This window comes from Variovorax sp. Soil_C_33, from assembly GCF_057656935.1.
In genome coordinates, this window is sequence record NZ_JBDGJK010000005.1 from 129283 (window position 1) to 146678 (window position 17396).

At 70.8% G+C, this 17396-nt stretch carries 14 protein-coding genes and 1 pseudogene; 2 read left to right on the top strand and 13 right to left on the bottom strand.

The window, feature by feature from the left end:
* Window positions 1–2: 2 nt before the first annotated feature.
* Window positions 3–512: a cupin domain-containing protein gene (locus AC3A6B_RS09980; RefSeq protein WP_126839272.1), complete on the bottom strand. Its 510-nt coding sequence runs from the start codon at window positions 510–512 to the stop codon at window positions 3–5.
* Window positions 513–708: 196 nt separating this feature from the next.
* On the opposite strand from AC3A6B_RS09980, the gene AC3A6B_RS09985 reads away from it, so the two are divergent.
* Complete coding sequence (locus AC3A6B_RS09985) at window positions 709–6024, top strand: GAF domain-containing sensor histidine kinase (RefSeq protein ID WP_487836556.1); 5316 nt, start codon at window positions 709–711, stop codon at window positions 6022–6024.
* Here the strand turns inward: AC3A6B_RS09985 and AC3A6B_RS09990 are convergent.
* The 12 genes from AC3A6B_RS09990 to AC3A6B_RS10045 all read right to left on the bottom strand — a co-directional run bounded on the left by AC3A6B_RS09990 (window position 5973) and on the right by AC3A6B_RS10045 (window position 16300).
* On the bottom strand, window positions 5973–7058 hold the full coding sequence (locus tag AC3A6B_RS09990; RefSeq protein ID WP_487836557.1) for a PAS domain-containing protein: 1086 nt from the start codon (window positions 7056–7058) through the stop codon (window positions 5973–5975). The two genes, AC3A6B_RS09985 and AC3A6B_RS09990, sit on opposite strands and share 52 nt — an antisense overlap.
* Complete coding sequence (locus AC3A6B_RS09995; RefSeq protein WP_487836558.1) at window positions 7055–8041, bottom strand: sensor histidine kinase; 987 nt, start codon at window positions 8039–8041, stop codon at window positions 7055–7057. Before AC3A6B_RS09995 ends, AC3A6B_RS09990 begins: the two co-directional genes overlap by 4 nt.
* A gap of 16 nt (window positions 8042–8057) precedes the next feature.
* Entirely contained in the window at window positions 8058–8771 is a 714-nt protein-coding gene (locus AC3A6B_RS10000; RefSeq protein WP_487836559.1) for a response regulator transcription factor, read from the bottom strand.
* A 91-nt stretch (window positions 8772–8862) separates the two neighbouring features.
* The gene (locus AC3A6B_RS10005; protein WP_487836560.1) at window positions 8863–9636 is read right to left on the bottom strand and encodes an HvfC/BufC family peptide modification chaperone; all 774 of its coding nucleotides are present in this window, start codon (window positions 9634–9636) and stop codon (window positions 8863–8865) included.
* Window positions 9603–10478, bottom strand: coding sequence for an MNIO family bufferin maturase (gene bufB / locus AC3A6B_RS10010; RefSeq protein ID WP_487836561.1), 876 nt, complete (start codon window positions 10476–10478; stop codon window positions 9603–9605). Before bufB ends, AC3A6B_RS10005 begins: the two co-directional genes overlap by 34 nt.
* Before the next feature lie 86 nt (window positions 10479–10564).
* Window positions 10565–11521, bottom strand: a complete 957-nt coding sequence (locus AC3A6B_RS10015) for a YeeE/YedE thiosulfate transporter family protein (protein ID WP_487836562.1) — start codon at window positions 11519–11521, stop codon at window positions 10565–10567.
* Window positions 11518–12165 carry a carbonic anhydrase gene (locus AC3A6B_RS10020; protein ID WP_487836563.1) on the bottom strand — a complete coding sequence of 216 codons (648 nt, stop codon included), beginning with the start codon at window positions 12163–12165 and terminating at the stop codon, window positions 11518–11520. The genes AC3A6B_RS10015 and AC3A6B_RS10020 overlap by 4 nt, the downstream gene beginning before the upstream one ends.
* A 17-nt stretch (window positions 12166–12182) precedes the next feature.
* Window positions 12183–13322, bottom strand: coding sequence for a patatin-like phospholipase family protein (locus tag AC3A6B_RS10025; protein WP_487836564.1), 1140 nt, complete (start codon window positions 13320–13322; stop codon window positions 12183–12185).
* Window positions 13323–13338: 16 nt separating this feature from the next.
* Window positions 13339–14121 carry a 3-hydroxybutyrate dehydrogenase gene (locus tag AC3A6B_RS10030; RefSeq protein WP_487836565.1) on the bottom strand — a complete coding sequence of 261 codons (783 nt, stop codon included), beginning with the start codon at window positions 14119–14121 and terminating at the stop codon, window positions 13339–13341.
* A 10-nt stretch (window positions 14122–14131) separates the two neighbouring features.
* The gene (locus AC3A6B_RS10035; RefSeq protein WP_487836566.1) at window positions 14132–15463 is read right to left on the bottom strand and encodes an NAD(P)/FAD-dependent oxidoreductase; all 1332 of its coding nucleotides are present in this window, start codon (window positions 15461–15463) and stop codon (window positions 14132–14134) included.
* Window positions 15464–15477: 14 nt separating this feature from the next.
* A complete protein-coding gene (locus tag AC3A6B_RS10040; protein WP_487836567.1) occupies window positions 15478–15984 on the bottom strand; it encodes a DoxX family protein in 507 nt (168 codons plus the stop codon).
* A 10-nt stretch (window positions 15985–15994) separates the two neighbouring features.
* The gene (locus AC3A6B_RS10045) at window positions 15995–16300 is read right to left on the bottom strand and encodes a BufA1 family periplasmic bufferin-type metallophore (protein ID WP_487836568.1); all 306 of its coding nucleotides are present in this window, start codon (window positions 16298–16300) and stop codon (window positions 15995–15997) included.
* 584 nt (window positions 16301–16884) lie between these two features.
* Between AC3A6B_RS10045 and AC3A6B_RS10050 the strand changes: the two are divergent.
* Window positions 16885–17288: pseudogene (locus AC3A6B_RS10050) on the top strand (phosphoketolase family protein).
* The last annotated feature ends 108 nt before the right edge of the window (window positions 17289–17396 follow it).

The window sequence follows — 17396 nt, forward strand, 5'->3', positions numbered from 1 at the left end:
TGTCACATCTCGTGCGGGTCCATCTGCTTGCCGGTGGGGAACAGGTCCACCGAGATCAGCACGGCGGTGGTGCTGCCGGTGTTCTTCCACCAATGCGAGGTGCCGTTCCTCTCCGGCGCCACGTCGCCGGCGCGGTGCACGATGGGCACGGCACAGCTGCTGGCGTACTCGACCACCTCGCCGGAGACGATGTAGATCATCGCCGGGCGCTCGTTGTGACTGTGCCAGGGCACGATGCCGCCGGGCTTCATCTCGAGCTGGCGCAGGCGGAACAGGCGGCCCTGGAGCGCCAGCGGCTCCTTCGACAGGTCGGTGCTGTAGCGCACCACGTCCGTCACGTCCTTGGGCGTGGTCGGTCCGGGCTTCTGGCCCTGTCCGTCGGCGACGACCTTGTCGGCCGGGCATTCGCCGGCATGGACAGACGGCGCCAGGGCGGCGAGCGCGCTTGCGGCCAGCGCCGCGAGCAGGGCATGGCGCCGAATCGAGCGGCGCGGGGGATTGGCGATGTGCATGGTGACTTTCTCCTGGAAGCGTGATTGACGAGGGACGGGCCGCCATTCGGCGGCTCCGCGATGCACTGTGGCCGCCGCGCTTCACGCCGCGGTCCGCCAAAGTTCACGCTTTGGTCACGCATTGCCAGGGAGGCCGGATCGGGCGCACAGTGCGCACAGCGCGCCTGCGCCGCGCCATGGGAAGAGGAGGAACGCGATGAGCCCGACGCCCGAAGTCCACGCCTGGATCGCCGACACCGGTGCCTTCCGGCTCGGTCGCGGCCTGCTCGCGGGTCGGCGCGTGCTGCTCAAGTGCGCGCAGCAGCTGCCACCGGGCGCCGCCGAGGGCGCGGCGCTGCGGCGCGAGTGCGAGCTCATGGCCGGCCTGTCCTGCACCGCGGCGCTGCAGCCGCGCCTCTTCGACCTGGCCGCGGGACCTGCGCTGGTGATGGACGATCCGGGCGGCGAGCCGCTGTCCTCGCTGCTCTCGGCCGGCGGCCTGGCGCTGCCGCTGGCGCTCGACTTCGGCGTGCAGCTCGCCACCGCGCTGGCCGAGCTGCACCGGCGCGGCCTCGTCCACCGCGGGCTGCGTCCCGAGATCGTGCTGGGCGATTGCGCATCGGCCCGCGCCTGGCTGGTCGATTTCGCGGAGGCGGGCAGCGAGGCCGGGCAAGCGCTGCTGCCGGCCGCCGCCATGGGCACGGTGGCCCCGCTGCGCCATGCCTCGCCCGAGCAGACCGGCCGCACCGCCAGCAGCCCCGACCACCGCAGCGACCTGTATGCGCTCGGCGTGCTGCTCTACCAACTTCTGACCGGCGAGCTGCCGTTCGCCTCCGACGATGCCCTGGAGCTGATCCACGCGCACATCGCGGGCACGCCCGTGGCGCCTGCTGCGCGCGTACCAGGCCTGCCGCAGCCGGTGTCGGACATCGTGATGAAGCTGCTGGCCAAGTCGCCCGGCGAGCGCTACCAGAGCGCGGCCGGCCTCGCCGAGGACCTGGCCTTCTGCGCGCGCGAATGGGCGGCGCACCGGCGCATCGCGCCTTTCGTGCCGGGCCTGCGCGACCCGGCGCGGGGCCTCGCGATCCGTGCGCAGCTGTACGGCCGCGAAGCGGAGCAGGCGCTGCTGCGCGCGGCCTGCGAGCGCGCGCGCGAGGCGCAGGCGCGGCCCGCAATGCTGCTGGTGGACGGCTATGCCGGCATCGGCAAGACCGCCCTGGTCCTCGCACTGTGCCGGCCCCTGGTGCGCCGGCAGGGCGGCTATTTCGTCTCGGGCAAGTTCGACCAGGTGGTGCGGGGCGTGCCCTTCGGCGCCCTGATCCAGGCCTTTCGCGAGCTGGTGCGACAGATACTCACCGAGAGCGAGCCGCGTCTGGCGCACTGGCGCGCGGCACTGGCGCAGGCACTGGGGCACAACGGCGGCGTGCTGGCGCAGGTGATCCCGGAGATCGGCTTCATCCTCGGCGAGCAGCCGCCGCCCGTGCCGCTGGGGCCTACCGAGACGCAGAACCGTTTTCAGCGCGTGTTCCGGAACTTCGTCGCCGCGGTGGCGCAAACGGCGCATCCGCTGGTGGTCTTCCTGGACGACCTGCAGTGGGCCGACGCCGCCACGCTGGCCCTGCTCGAGCCCCTGCTGGACAGCCCGGAGATCCGCGGCCTGCTGCTGATCGGCGCCTGCCGCGACAACGAGCCCGATGCGCCGCAGCACCTGGCGCCCGCGCTGCACGCCCTGGAAGCCGCCAGCGTGGCGGTGCAGCGCGTCACGCTCGGGCCGCTGCGCCTGGCCGATCTGGCCGCCCTGGTGCGCGACATGCTGCACGGCGAGCTCGAGGAGGCCTTGCCGCTGGCGCGCCTGGTGCTGGAGAAGACCGGCGGCAACCCCTTTTTCGTGCACCAGTTCCTCCGCAGCCTGGAGCGTGACGGCCATTTCCGCTTCGACGCGGTGGCGCAGCGCTGGCGCTACCGGGTCGAGGCCATCGCGCAGGCACCGCTGGCCGAGGATGTGGTCGAGCTCATGACGCGCAACATCCAGCGCCTGTCCAGCCGCTCGCAGTACGCGCTGACACTGGCGGCCTGCATCGGCAACCGCTTCGATGCGCACACGCTGGCGCTGATCTGTGAGCAGCCGCAGGAGACCGTGGCGGAGGACCTGGTCCAGGCGGTGGCCGAGGGGCTGATCGTGCCCGTCCCGCCCGATACCGAGGCCTCGGCGCACGGGGACGCGCCGGCCTACGCCTTCCTGCACGACCGCGTGCAGCAGGCCGCCTATGCGCTGATCCCGCAGGCGCGCAAGCCCATGCTGCACCTGCGCATCGGCCGCCTGCTGCGCCAGCGCGCGGGCGAGGCGCCGGCGCAGCAGGGGCTGTTCGACATCGCGCACCACCTCAACCGCGGGCGCGGCCTGATCGAGGCGCCCGACGAGCGGCGCGAGGTCGCCCGGCTGGACCTGCTCGCGGGGCGCGAGGCCAAATCCTCGACCGCGCACGAGGCCGCGCTCGAGTTCTTCCGCGCCGGTGTCGACCTGCTCGACGAGGCGCAGTGGGCGGGCGACCATGCGCTGTGCTTCGCGCTGCAGCTCGAGGCGGTGGAAAGCGAGTACCTGTGCGGCCGCTTCGAGGCAGCGCAGCCGCAGTACCAACAGCTGCTGCTGCGCGCCGCGACGAACATCGAGCGCGCCCGCGTCCATCGGCTGCAGAGCGTGCAGCACGAGCACATGGCGCGCTATGCCGAGGCGCTGGCAAGCACGCGCGCAGGGCTGGCACTGTTCGGCCTCCGCCTGCCGGAGACCCCCGCCGACACCGAGTCCGCGTTGGCCGTCGAGATGGACCGCATCGCCGCGCTGCTGGGCACGCGGCCGATCGCGGCGCTGGTCGAGCTGCCCCCGATGGACCATCCGGAAACCCTCATCGTGATGAGCATGCTGACGGACATCTGGGCCTCGGCCTTCATCCTCGGCAACCCGACGCTCGCGCGGCTGATCTCGGCGATCCTGGTGCGGCTGTCGCTCACGCACGGCAATGCCGAGGAATCGGCCTACGGCTACGTCACGCACGCGATCACGGTCGGTCCGGTGCAGGGCGACTTCCGCAGCGCGCACGAATTCGGCATGCTGGCACTGGCGGTCAACCACCGCTTCGGCGACACGCGGCGGCGCAGCAAAATCTACCAGCAGTTCCATGCGCACGTGAACTTCTGGCGGCGGCCGCTGGCGAGCTGCATTCCCTATGCACGCGAAGCCTGCCGCAGCGGACTGGAGAGCGGGGACTTTCTCTACGCGGCCTACGGCGCCGGCACGGAGCTGTGGGCGGCCTTTCTCGCCTGCGAGGACCTCGCGCAGTTCGTGGAGGCGCATGTGCCCAACGTGGCACTGATCCGCAAGCTCAAGAACCAGGGCTTCGCCGACGCGACGCAGCTGATGCTGCAATGGGCGCTCGCGCTGCAGGGCCGCACGCGCGGGCCACTGTCGCTGTCGGACGAGGACTTCGAGGAGGAGGGCTACCGCCAGCGCTACCGCGACAACCCCTTCTTCGCCAGCTTCCACGCGGTGGCCCGGCTGCACCTGTGCAGCATGCTCGGCACGCCGGCCGAGGCACTGGCGGCGGCGAGCGTGGCCGGCGCCACGGTACACCAAGTGGCCGGCACCGTCTGGCCCCTGACCCATGCCTTCTGGCACGCGCTCGCGCTGGCGGCCTGGCATGACGAGGCGCCGCCGCCCGAGCAGGGGGCGGCGCGCGAACAGATCGGCCATGCCCGGGCCTACTTCGCGATGCTGGCCGAGAACTGCCCCGAGAACTTCCGCTGCCAAGCCCTGCTGCTCGCCGCCGAGGCCGCGCGCATCGACGGCGAGGAGGGCATCGCGATCAAGTTCCACGAGCAGGCGATCGAGTTCGCGGCGCAGCATGCCGGGCTGCTGCAGCTGCTCGCGCTCGCCAACGAGTTGCATGCGCGGCTGCGGCTCGCGCGCGGCGAGGCCGTGCTCGGTGCGCTGTTCATGGCCGAGGCGCGCGCCTGTTATGCGCGCTGGGGTGCAGGGGCGAAGGTGGCGCAGCTCGAGGCCCGGCATGCCTGGCTGCGACCGGTGCCGCCCGCATCCGGTGCGGAAGCCGCCGCTCCGTTGCCGGCCACGGCTGCGTTTCCCGCGGGCGGGCACGTCGACGGACTCGATCTCGACCTCGACAGCGTGATGAAGGCCGCTCAGGCCATGGCCGCCGAGGTCGAGCTCGACCGGCTGCTGGCGCGGCTGATGCGCATCGCGATCGAGAACGCCGGCGCCGAGCGCGGCTGCCTGGTGCTCGAAGGCGAGGGTGATTCGATGGTGCATGCGGCCGACACCCTGCAGGCGCCGCAGGCCGCAATCTCGCGCGGCACGCCACTCGCGGCATCGCGCAGCCTGCCCCTGGGCATCGTCCACTACGTGCGCCGCACCGGCGAGAGCGTGGTGCTTGCCGACGCGGCGGCCGACAACCGCTTCGGCAGCGATCCCTACATCCAGCAGCATCGGCCGCGCTCGGCGATGTGCGTGGCGGTGCAGAAGCAGGGGCGACTGGTGGGGGTGCTCTACCTCGAGAACCGCCAGTTCCCCGGCGCCTTCACTGCGCAGCGCATCCTGGTGGTGCGAATGCTGGCCACCGAGGCCGCGATCGCGCTGGAGAACGCGCGCCTGTTCGAGGGCCTGCGGCGCGAGATCGGCGAGCACCAGTCGGCGCGGGCGCAGCTGGCCGAGGCCCTGGCGCAGGTCCAGCGCCTCAAGGACGACCTGGAGGCTGAGAACGTCTACCTGCGCAGCGAGCTGATCGCCAACGTCTCGCACGACCTGCGCACGCCACTGGCGGCGCTGCGCGGCTACCTGGAGATGCTGACGCTGAAAGGCGATGAGCTGCGGCGCTCCACGCAGCGCAGCTACGTCGAGATCGCGTTGCGCCAGAGCGAGCACCTGGCGACGCTGGTCGACGAGCTGTTCGAGCTCGCCAAGCTGGACTTCAAGGGCGTGCGGCTGGCGCGCGAGGCCTTCCAGTTGGCCGAGCTCGCGGTCGACGTGCTGCAGAAGTTCCAGCTCGGCGCCGACCGGCAGCAGGTCGCATTGCGCTTCGAGGGCGGGCAGGCCGTACCACCGGTCGATGCCGACCTCGGGCTGGTGGAGCGCGTTTTCGACAACCTGATCGGCAACGCCCTGCGGCACACGCCGGCCGGCGGCTCGGTGAGCGTGACGCTGCACGCCGAGGCCGCGCGGGTGGCGGCCTGCGTGGCCGACACCGGCGGCGGCATCCCCGAGGAGGAGCTGCCCTTCATCTTCGACCGCTTCTACCGCGTGGATCGGCAGCGCGAGCACGCCGGCGGCGGCGCCGGCCTAGGCCTGGCGATCGCGAAGCGCATCGTGGAGCTGCACGGCGGCGAGCTGCGGGTGCACAGCATCGCTGGACAAGGCAGCCGCTTCAGCTTCGACCTGCCCGCAGCGCAGCCGGCCGCCGGCCAGGATGCCAGTCAGGAAGCGGCGACGCCCGAAGATTCCGCGCGCAGCCGCGCCAGCGCCTGAAGCCGTTCCAGCTCGGCCGCCGCACGCGCCAGGAAGATGCGGTAGACCGCGTCGACCAGCACCTCATCGCCCAGCGGCGCGCGATGGCGGAAGGCCAGGTGGCCCAGCATGCGGCCGTCGCTGGCGATGATCGGCAGGCCCAGGTAGGCCTCCCAGCCGGCCTCGCGCGGGAACATCCGCGCCAGGCCGCTGCGATGCAGCGCAGGGCGCTCGGTGCGGACCACGGCTTCGCAGGGGGTGCCGGCCAGCACGAACTCGAAGTTGTCCTGGAGCGCGCCGTCGGACCAGCAGGCCAGGGTGCGCACCCGCGTCGGCGGCTGGTCGGCGCACTCGGCGACGAAGGCGCAGTCCAGCCCGAGCGCGCGTGCGAAGTGCCGCACCATGGCCGGAAAGAAGGCTTCGCCCACGGCACCGGCCGTGCCATCGGCCACCGCCTGCAGCACATGCGAGACGCGGCGCAGCTGCGTCACGTCGGTGTCCTGGCCGATCACGCGGTACGCGGCGCCGCTCGCGCGCCTGAGCGCGACCCCGCGCGACAGCACCCAGCGCACGCTGCCGTCCTTGTGCAGCAGGCGCAGCTCGTGCTCGAAGCGTGCGTCTGCCGGCGGCGCGTCGCTTGCCAGCGGGCGTGCCAGGGCCTCGTCCAACATGGCGCGGTCCTCGGGATGGACCCGCGAGCGCCATCCCTGAAGATCATTGGCGAGCTCGTGCGCCTCGAAGCCCAGCATGCTTTTCCAGCGCGGCGAGAGCTGCACGCGACCCGACCCCAGGTCCCAGTCCCACATGCCGTCCTGGCTGCCGCGCAGCGCGGCGGCATAGCGCTCCTCGCTCGCGCGCAGCTCGGCCTCGGCGGCGGCGCGCGAGGCCTCGGCGCGCTCGAGCGCGCCACGCTGCTCGGCCACGCGCTGTTCCAGCTGCGCCAACCTGGTATTCCAATCGTCGCGGCGACGCGCGGCGCGGCGCGCAGCCGAGACGGTCAGCCAGGCGAGCAACGCGAGAGCGAGCAGCGCCACGGCGATCATGGATGAGCTCACTGGACTACCTCCTCCGTGATGCGCTGCGCGGATGCCTTGGCGGGCACGAGCGGCAGGTCGAAGCTCAGGCAGGCGCCTGTACCTTCGACGCTGGTGGCCGCCAGTTCGCCGCCGTGCAGCCGCACGATGCGCCGCGCGATCGCGAGGCCGAGCCCGCCGCGCCCACCGGGCAGCGCGCGGTCGGCATGGTCGTAGCGCTCGAAGATGCCGGGCAGCGCGTCGGCCGCGATGCCGCAGCCGGTGTCGCGCACGGCCATGCGCGCGCGCCCCGGGTCACAGCCGAACTCGATGCTCACCGTGCCGCCGGGCGGCGTGTGGCGCAGCGCGTTGTCCAGCAGGTTCTCGAGCACGCGCTCGACCATGCCGATATCGGCCAGCGCGCGCACACCGCCGGCCTGGCCATCAACGGCCAAGGCGCGCAGCACGATGCCGCGCCGCTGCGCATCGAGCGCGAACTTCTGCGCCACGTCCTGCGCCAGCTCGGCCAGCGAGAAGGCCTCGGGCTGTGGCCGTGCCTCCTCGCCCTCCAGCTGGCTCAGCGCGAACAGATCGTCGACCAGCCGCCCCAGCCGCTCACTGTGGCGCACCGCGGTCTCCAGGTAGTTGCGCTCTTCCTCGACCGGCAGGCTGCCCTGGCGCAGCAGCAGCAGCTCCAGGTAGCCTTGCATCGAGGCCAGCGGCGTGCGCAGGTCGTGCGACACGTTGGCCAGGAGCTCGCGGCGCCGGCTGGCACTGCGCTCGAGCTCGGCCACCTGCTCGCCGATGCGCCCCGACATGCGCTCCACGTGCGCCGACAGGCGCTGGATCTCGTCGCCGTGTGCGTCGGCGCCCGGCACCCGCAGCGGTTGCCGGCAGCCGAGCTGCGCGCAGGCCTCCAGCGCATCGGCCAGGCGTCTGAGCCGCCGCGAGAAGCGCCAGTAAATCGCCAACGCCGCCAGCGCCGCCGGGGCGGCGCCGACGAACAGCATGTAGAGGCTTTCCACGGCGGCGAGGCTCGTTTCAACTGTGGGGATCGGCGAACTTGTAGCCCACGCCCCAAACGGTCTGGATGTAGTCGGGCTTGCCCGGATCGCGCTCGATCTTGTTGCGCAGGCGGTTGATGTGGGAGTTGACCGTGTGCTCATAGCCGCTGTGGCTGTAGCCCCAGACCTGGTCGAGCAGCTGCGCGCGCGTGTGGACCCGGCCCGGGCTCCGTGCGAAGTAGGCGAGCAACTCGAATTCCTTGGCCGTGAGGTCCAGCAGGCGGCCATCGAGCAGCGCCTCGTGGCGCTGAAGGTCGATGCGCAGGCCGCCGGCCTCGATCGGCTGCTGCGCCTGCTGCGCGTGCTCGGCCGCGGCCTGCTGGTGGTCGGCGCGGCGGAACACCGCCTTCACCCGCGCCGCCAGCTCGAGCATGCTGAAGGGCTTGGTCAGGTAGTCGTCGGCGCCCAGCTCCAGGCCGAGTACGCGGTCGAGCTCGGAGGATTTGGCAGTCAGCATCAGGATCGGCGTGTAGCGCGGCAGGGCACGCAGCCGGCGGCAGATCTGCAGGCCGTCCATGCGCGGCAGCATCAGGTCGAGGATGACCAGGTCGTAGTTGCCGGCCTCGCCCTCGGCCAGCGCGCCGAGGCCGTCCGCGATCAGGCGGCATTCGCAGTCGAGCTCGGCCAATTGCAGCTTGACGAGCCGGCCGATGTCCGGGTCGTCCTCGACCACCAGCACGCGGCGGGTCATTGGCTGACCTCCCCCAGGCTCGTCATTTCGTGTCCCTCGCGCACCCCCTGCTGAAGGAGGGGGCGAGCGCCTTCGGGCAGCCGGGCGGCGCTCATGACTGCAGCTCCGTAAAGAGTCCCAGCGCGAGGTGACGCCCCAGCGTGGAGGCCAGATCGAAGGCTGGATCGACGTCGAAGGCGCAGGCGCTTGCCTGGCCCAGCCCGGCGCCATCGGCCAGGGTGCGGAGCCAGCGGTCTTCGTCGGGATCTAGCGGCACGAACACGATCTCCAGCGCCTGCTGCAGCACCAGCAGCCGAACGCCGCCTTCATCCAGCGAGACTGTCACCGTGTCATCCGCGCCGGCCTGGTTGGCCTGCCAGATGCGCAGCACCGGGTAGGGCGAGGACACGAAGCGCGCCGAGGGCTGAAGCGCCAAGCGCAGGCCGGCCTGCGCGGACGGCGGCACCTCGGCCAGGCGCGCGAGTGCGAGGGCTGGCAGCTCGGCCTCGTGATAGGCGCGGTGCACCGCCCATTCGAGCGCGGCCACGTCCGGCAGGTACGGCAGCACGGCCGCTGGTGTCCAGGCGCGCAGGAAGGCAGGAAAGTCGACGCCAAAGTCGTGCAGGTCGCCGGAGCGCGAGGGATGGACGCCGATGCAGGCCTTGGCGGCCTGGCGGAAGAAGGCACTGCCGACCAGCCGCTCGGTCACCGGATAGACGGCCGCGAGCGCGGCGACCAGGCTCTGAACCATGTTGTTGCGGTAGATCGCCAGCCGCCGCGCGGCGGGCAGGGCGCCGGGGCGGACCAGTGCCACCGCCGCGGCCGGGTCGCCGCGCCGCAGCAGCGCGTTCATCACGCGGACCTGGGTGTCAGGCAGCGCAGGCATGCCGTTGCTTCCATCATTGCGCGAGCCTTGCCGGCCTCGGCCACGAGGGCGGGCAGCGGGGGCAGATCGGCGTCCCATTCGACCAACGTCGGCACGGCGCCGAAGCGCTCGAGCGCCGACGCGTAGAGCGCCCACACCGCGTCGGCGACCGGGACGCTGTGCGTGTCGATCAGGATCTCGGCGCCGTCGTCGAGCGTGTTGCGCGTGAAGCCCGCCAGGTGCATCTCCTGTACCGCGCCGCGCGGAATGGCCTCGATGTAGCCGATCGGATCGAAGCCGAGGTTGTGCGCGCTGACGTGGATGTTGTTGATGTCCAGCAGCAGGCCGCAGCCGCTGCGTGCCGCCACCTCGGCCAGGAACTCCCATTCGGGCACGGTCGATTGCGCGTAGTCGAGGTAGGCTGAGAGGTTCTCCAGCAGGATCGGCCGCCCAAGGTATTCCTGCACGCGCTGCACGCGCGCCACCACGTGCGCGAGCGCCTCCTCGGTGTAGGGCAGCGGCAGCAGGTCGTTGGCGTGGACGCCGCCCACCGAGGTCCAGCACAGGTGGTCGGAGACCAGCGTGGGCTCCAGGATGCGCACCAGTTCGGCGAGGCGTGACAGGTGCGTTTCGCACAGCGGATCGACCGAGCCGATGGACAGGCCCACGCCGTGCAGGCTGAGTTCATGACTCTGGCGCGCGAGCAGCAGGAAATGCAGCGGCTTGCCGCCGCGGCCGAAGTAATTCTCGCTGTGCGCCTCGATGAAGCCCACGGGCGGCCGTGTCTCCGCGAAGGCGCGCCAGTGCTCGGGCCGAAGGCCGATGCCGGTGCGTCCGGCCAACGAGGAATATGCGTGTCGCATGCTGTCATCCTGGTGCTGGAAATTCTAGGCAGGCGACCGGGCCTGGCGGCGCCCGTGACGAAATTGTGAAGATTGCGCCTGGCGCATCAAGGCCGTGCCCGCCGCGCCAGCGTCAGGGCCGCGCCGATGGCGAGGCACATCAGCAGGAAGGCGGCCCAGGCATAGGGCCACAGCAGGGGCATGCCCACCAGGATCAGCCCGTCGTTGCCGCCCGGGATCAGCAGGCTGCCCCAGCCCATCAGCATGCCGCCGGCCAGGCAGCGCAGGCATTGCGCCGCGGTGATTCGCCTGCTGCGCCAGCGCCCCGCGGTCCAGCCGCCCCAGACGGCGCCCAGCAGCAGGGCCACGAACAGCGCGGTGCGCGCCGCGAGGCTCGCGGCCATGCCGCGTGCCAACTCGGCCAGCACCTCTGTGTAGGCCCAGGCGCCCGCCACCAGCAGCATCAGCACGAAGCTGATGCCGATGACAATGGTGGCGGCATGCGGGGCCCAGATGCGCTCGGCCAGGGCGCGGCGCGCACCGGGCATCCGTCTCGACGGGGCCAGCACGCGCCAGGCGGCGAATGCGAGGAAGAGCAGGGCCACCCAGGCCGGCGCCTGCAGCACCGGCGAGCCTTGCGGCAGCGGCTGCTGCGGCCCCGGGCCGAACAGCGGCCCGACGCTCAGGCAGCCGAGGTAGAAGCCCAGCGGCGTCAGCGCATAGCTCCATTCGCCGGAGCCGAGGCGCGCAATGGCGCCGAACACGCAGGCCCGATTGACCCAGGCGCCGAGGCCGAGCAGCGCACCGCCCGCGATCGTCCAGCCGCTGAGCGCATAGCCGGCGGGCATGGCCGGCAGCAGGTGCAGCGCCTGAGCTAGCAGCAGGCCGCCGGCCACCCACAGCGAGGCTTCGCCGAGCGCCAGCAGGCGGCGCGCGCTGCGCTTGTCGACGATCTCCACGACGGCTGCCACGGTGCAGGTTCCGCCGCGCTGGATCGCGAAGCCCATCACGCCCGCGCACAGCGCGGCGAGCGCAAAGGCCAGGCCAGCGAGCATTGGACTCATGGCAGCGCTTCGGCGCCATGGAACTTGCAGACCGAGGCCATCCCCTCGTCGTCCTCGATCCGGCCGGTCAGCGCGGCGATGCGGCCGCTCTCCAGCTCGAAGACCCAGCCGTGGATCGCCGGCCCGCGGCCTTCGCGCCAGGCCTGCTGGACCACGCTGGTCTTGCCCAGGTTGTAGACCTGCTCGATCACGTTGAGCTCGACCAGCCGGCGCAGGCGCGCCTCCTCCTCGAGCGGCTCGAGCTGGCGCCAGAAGTATTGCTGCGTGTCCTTGATGGTGCGCAGCCAGTTGTCGATCAGCCCGTGGGAGGCGCAGCCCATGGCGGCCTTGACGCCGCCGCAGCCGTAATGGCCGCAGACGATGACATCGCGCACGCGCAGCACCTCCACCGCGTACTGCAGCACCGACAGCAGGTTCATGTCGGTCTGCACCACCAGGTTGGCGATGTTGCGGTGCACGAACATGTCGCCGGGCCCGGTGCCGGTGATGCGGTCGGGCGGCACGCGGCTGTCGGAGCAGCCGATCCACAGGAACTTGGGATACTGGCCCTCGGCCAGCTTCTCGAAATAGGCAGGATCGCTGCGCAGCTGGTCTTCCACGAACTGCAGGTTGTTGCGAAGCAGTGCCTCGATGCGGTCGGCCACGGCGTCCTCCTTTCGTGTCAGCGGTGCTCGATCACGCCTTCGATGGGGTCGGACGGCTCCTGATGCCAGGGGGCGCGGTGGAACATGCGCATCGTGTCGGCGTAGCCGGCCTGCCGCCGCGTGCGGATGCCGGCGGGCGTGAAATCGATGTCCTTGGTGTGGTCCTCGCCATCGACGCGCGGCGCCAGCAGGTGCACCACGTGCATCGTGGTCCCGCAGCCCCACGAGGCCAGCTCCGCCACCTCCGGGGCGTTGCGCTTCGCCGCCGGGATCTGCTTGTGCAGTTCGCGGATCACGTGGCGCAGGCGGTGGATCTGCTTCTGGCGCGCGATGTGGCTGTCGGCGCGACTGGCGAACTGGATGTCCTTGTGGCGCGCCATCACCTCCCGGATCGATTCGGGCTCCGGGGCGGTCTGGTGCCACACGTTGACCGCGAAGATCACCGAGTCGCGGCGCGGCTTGTCGTCGAGCACCGCCTCGATCGGCGTGTTGGAATAGACGCCGCCGTCCCAGTAGGGCTGGTCATCGATGCGCACCGCCGGAAAGGCCGGCGGCAGCGCACCCGAAGCCATCACGTGGTCGACGCCGAGCGGCTCGCGGCGCGTGTCGAAGTAGCGCATCTCGCCGCTGCAGGCGTTCACCGCGCCCACGGTCATGCGCGTGTGGCACTGGCACAGGTACTCGAAGTCCACCAGCGACTCCAGCGTGGCGCGCAGCGGCGCGGTGCTGTAGTAGGAGGCCGCCTCCACGCCCAGCGGCGCGGCCGAGCCGCGCAGCGCATGCAGGTTGGGCGTGAAGAAGTCCGGGATGCCGCGCATCACCGTTGCCATGTTCGACACCAAGTTGCCCCAGCCCATCCAGTCCGGGATGTATGCGGTGGGCGTGGAGGCCTGCATCTGCGCCCAGAAGGCGTTCAGGCGATCCATCCGGTGCTGCGCCTCGTTGCCGGCGATGAGGGCTGCGTTGATGGCGCCGATGGAGGTCCCGATCACCCAGTCGGGCTCGATGCCTGACTCGTGCATCGCCTCGTAGACGCCGATCTGGTAGGCGCCGAGCGCGCCGCCGCCCTGGAGCACCAGCACGGTCTGGCCGGGAAGCGCGCTCTTGCCGTTGTTGGCGCCGCCGGGCGCGGCGCGCGGCTTGCTTGAATTCGCCATGCGCGGTCTCCGGTGCTCAGTGCAGCGTCCAGCCGCCATCCATGGCCAGCGCGGTGCCGGTCATCGAGGCCGCGGCGTCGGAAGCCAGGAACACGGCCAGCGCGGCGAGCTCCTCCACCTCGATGAAGGACTTGCGCGCCTGGTGCGAGAGCATCACGTCGCGCACCACCTGCTCGGGCGAGATGCCATGCGCCTTGGCCTGATCGGCGATCTGCTTCTCCACCAGCGGCGTCTTCACATAGCCGGGGCAGATGGTGTTGGAGGTGATGCCGAACTCGGCCAGCTCCACCGCCACGGTCTTCGACAGCCCGATCAGCCCGTGCTTGGCCGCGACGTAGGCCGACTTGAAGGGCGAGGCGGTGAGCCCGTGTGCCGAGGCGACGTTGATGATGCGGCCGAAGCGGCGCGCCTTCATGCCCGGCGTGACGGCCTTGATGACGTGGAAGGCCGAGGACAGATTGATGGCCATCACCGCGTCCCACTTGTCGTCGGCGAAATCCTCGATCGGCGCCACGTGCTGGATACCGGCGTTGTTGACCACGATGTCGACCTTGCCGAACTCGGCCTCGGCCGCCGCGATCATGGCGCGCACCTGCTCGGGCCGGCTCATGTCGGCGCTGCTGTAGCGCACCTTGACGCCGAACTGGCGCTGCATCTCGCCGCGCGTGAACTCGACTTCCACCGGATTGCCGAAGCCGTTGAGCATGATGTCGGCGCCGCGGCCAGCGAGGGCGCGAGCGAGGCCCAGGCCGATGCCGCTGGTGGATCCGGTGACGATGGCGGATTTCTGCTTGAGCATGATGCTCTCCTCAGGGTTGGGGTTGGATGCGGGAAAGCGCTTCGGCGGTGGCAGCAGGGCGCTCCGCGTCGGCCTCGCCGGTGCGCGTGAAGCGCAGATGGGTGATATCGGCCGCGAACAGCATGCTCCACGTCCACTCGATCCAGATGCGCAGCTTGCGCCCGGCGGTGGGCATGCGCGACAGGTAGTAGGCGCGCCACAGCAGCCAGGCCGGGAGCCCTTGCAGGCGCAGGCCGAAGACACTCGCCACGCCCTTGAGATGGCCAGTGGTGGCCATCATGCCCCTGGACACATGGCCGAAGGCCTGCGTCGGTCGGGCCTCGAGGCGCGCCAACAGGTTGCGCGCCAGTGCACGCGCCTGGGCCACGGCGAACTGCGCGGTCGGCGGCGCGAACTGCCGCGTCGCCTGGTTGTGAACCAGCGCGCAATCGCCCAGGGCCCAGAGCTGCGGCCAGCCGCAGACCGACATGTCTGGCTCGGTCTGGACGCGCCCGCGCAGGCGCGGCAGACGCAGGGCATCGAGCAGCGGGTTGGGCCGGGTGCCGATGGTGCAGATCACGGTGGCGGCATCGAGCCTTTCTCCGCTCGCGAGCCGGACCCCGTCGGCGTCGACCTCGGCCGCCAGCGCGTTCAGCCGCACCGCGATGCCGCGCCCGCGCATCGAGCGCGCGGCCGCATGGCCCAGCGAGTCGGGCAGCTCGGCCAGCAGGCGCTCGCCGCTCTCGATCACGCTGACCTGCAGTTCCTCGGGCTGCACCTGCGGGTAGTAGCGCGCGGCGCTGCGCAGGAAGTCGGCCAGCGCGCCCGCAACCTCGACGCCGGAGAAGCCGCCGCCGATCACCACGAAATGGCCGAGCCGCCGGCGCTCAGCCGGGTCGCGCTCGAGCTCTATCCGCGCGATGCGCTGCAGTACCCGATTACGGATGAACAGGGCGTCGCCGACCAGCTTGAGCGGCAGCGCGTGCTGCTCCAGCCCGGGCACCAGGCCCAGGTCGGCGCGCGTGCCGAAAGCGAGCACCAGGTGCTCGTAGGCGATCGCCATCGGTCCCGCCAGCGTCTGCGCCTGCACGCGGCGGCGCTCGGCGTCGATGCCGGTCACGCGGCCCATGACGAAGCGGCTGGTCTCGCCGCGCCGCAGCATCTGGCGGATCGGCGCCACCACGTGCTCGGGGAACACCGAGGCGCCCACGACCTCGGCCAGCATCGGGTTGAAGGTGGTGTAGCTCTCCTCGCTGACCAGCACCACGCGCCAGCCCTGCGGCAGGCGCGGTGCCAGCGCGCGCGCCAGGGTCGTGCCGGCGAAGCCGCCGCCGACGATCACGATGTTCCTGTGTTCGGACATGGTGCGCTCCCGCTTCAGCGACGGCCAGGGTGATGCCGGAAGTGCCGGCCGATCAGATGGTCGAGCGAGAGCCGCCCCGGCCCGTGCAGCAGACTCACCAGCAGCAGCAGACCCCAGGTCTGGTGATCGCGCAGCCCCACCGCACCGAGATCCGGATAGGAAATCACGGCGACGATGTTGAAGACGAACAGCACCAGCGCCGAGAAGCGCGCGCCCAGGCCGATCGCGAGCAGCACCGGAAAGGCGAGCTCGACGCCGGTGCCGAGCCAGGCCGCGATCTCCGGCGGCAGCAGCGGCACCGCGTACTCGTTCTCGAACAGCGCCAGCGTCGAGCTCCAGGTCGCGATCTTGGTCAGCCCCGACTTGAAGAAGACGGCGGCGACGAACAGCCGCACCGCGAGGTCGGCCAGCGGCGCGAGCGCCCGCAGGCCGCGGTGCGCGGCGCCCACCTGCTCGGCCAGGCGCCGGGCCAGGCCGGCGCGACTCGGATGGGCGACGGGCATAGAAGCCGTGGTGTTCACGATCGGCTCCTCAGCCCTTCTTCGCCGCGGCGGCGCCGCCGTGCACGTTCTCGGGCTTGTTGGTCACCATGCCGCCGACGATGCGCGCGCATGTGCCCTTGGCGACATAGATCCAGGCCTCCGGGTCGCGGTCCGCCGTGGAGGTGCCAGCGCACGAGCCTTTGCTGGTGCCGCAGTCGTTCTGGCCGGCCTTGACGATGCCGGCGCATTTCTCGGTCTGGACCTTCTGCGCCAGCGCGCTGGTGCTGGCGGCGGCCAAGCCCAAGGCGAACAGGCTGGCGATGGCGCCGTGGATGCGTTGATGGTGCGCGTTCATGTGAAACTCCTTGTGACGTCGAAGTGAAAGAAGGACCGGAACGGCCCGGTGCGTCTTGCACCGTCTCACCGTTCCTGGGCTCCAGTCTGGCCACTGCAATTCACACGGCCATCAATGAAGTCTCACGAATCGATCACGCGTTCCTGCGTCGCGATGAGTCGCAATAGCAGGGGGCGGCTTAGCCCGGGCCTGAGAAGGGATAGCGACTTCCCGCCGGTTTGAGGACCCCGGCCGGATGGGCGCAGGCGCGATGGCTTGAGTCGATGCCTTGAGTCTCTTGAGCGTCGGTTTCTTGCGTCGCCTCGGCCGCCCAAATACGCCAGACCCGCAGACCCGTAGCGCAACGGTCTGCTCCTTGCGGGGTCGAGCTGCCTGGCTAGAATTTGTAGGCCTACTGCCAAAACTCACGCACCGTTCCCGGCACAGCGCCCGGCCGGGAGCTGCAGATCACTCAGGGTCTGCAAGCCCCCAAGCTGCATGGAGCGCCGGTGAGCGACCAATCGTCGTTCTGCTCAAACAACGTGATCGTGGCATCGTTGGGGAAGATGCCCAGCAGCCGCCCGATTTGAAGATCCGCGTGGTCAATGTGGCCAACCTCATGGCGCTCCAGTCCGCGTCTGCGCACCCGCACGGGCTGGGCGGACTCGGAGTTCGACTCCGTCTTCACGGAAGACAAGCCGGTGATCTTCGCCTCCCACAGGTACCCGTGGCTGATTCACCGACTCACCTACAGCGCAACAACCACGACAATTTCCACGCGCACGGCTACCGCGAAGAGGGTACGACAACTATCCCGTTCGACATGACGGTGCTGAGCCGGCTGGACCGCCTTCACCTGGCGGCCGATCGACCACGTGCCACGGAGTCGGAATGCCGCGGGCCATGTGAAGCAGCACCTGCGCGACCGTCCGATGGCGCACCGCGGCGCCTGGATCACTTCCCGCGGCGAGGACATTCCGGAGATCCTGAACTGGCGGTGGCTAACTGATGCCTCCGCTCTGAGAACTCACCGCTGCATAGCCTGAAGTGTGGCGAGTCATCCGGGGTCGTGTAGGTGGGGGTTGGGCATTCGGGGCCAGTCGATTCTCTGGGCCGG

Bases quoted from the DNA above. Each gene is read 5' to 3' on its own strand.
- AC3A6B_RS10045 (WP_487836568.1), bottom strand. From the start codon at position 16,300: ATGAACGCGCACCATCAACGCATCCACGGCGCCATCGCCAGCCTGTTC.
- bufB (WP_487836561.1), bottom strand. From the start codon at position 10,478: ATGCGACACGCATATTCCTCGTTGGCCGGACGCACCGGCATCGGCCTT.
- AC3A6B_RS10025 (WP_487836564.1), bottom strand. From the start codon at position 13,322: ATGGCGAATTCAAGCAAGCCGCGCGCCGCGCCCGGCGGCGCCAACAAC.
- AC3A6B_RS10005 (WP_487836560.1), bottom strand. From the start codon at position 9,636: ATGCCTGCGCTGCCTGACACCCAGGTCCGCGTGATGAACGCGCTGCTG.
- AC3A6B_RS10030 (WP_487836565.1), bottom strand. From the start codon at position 14,121: ATGCTCAAGCAGAAATCCGCCATCGTCACCGGATCCACCAGCGGCATC.
- AC3A6B_RS09985 (WP_487836556.1), top strand. From the start codon at position 709: ATGAGCCCGACGCCCGAAGTCCACGCCTGGATCGCCGACACCGGTGCC.
- AC3A6B_RS10035 (WP_487836566.1), bottom strand. From the start codon at position 15,463: ATGTCCGAACACAGGAACATCGTGATCGTCGGCGGCGGCTTCGCCGGC.
- AC3A6B_RS10000 (WP_487836559.1), bottom strand. From the start codon at position 8,771: ATGACCCGCCGCGTGCTGGTGGTCGAGGACGACCCGGACATCGGCCGG.
- AC3A6B_RS09980 (WP_126839272.1), bottom strand. From the start codon at position 512: ATGCACATCGCCAATCCCCCGCGCCGCTCGATTCGGCGCCATGCCCTG.
- AC3A6B_RS10015 (WP_487836562.1), bottom strand. From the start codon at position 11,521: ATGAGTCCAATGCTCGCTGGCCTGGCCTTTGCGCTCGCCGCGCTGTGC.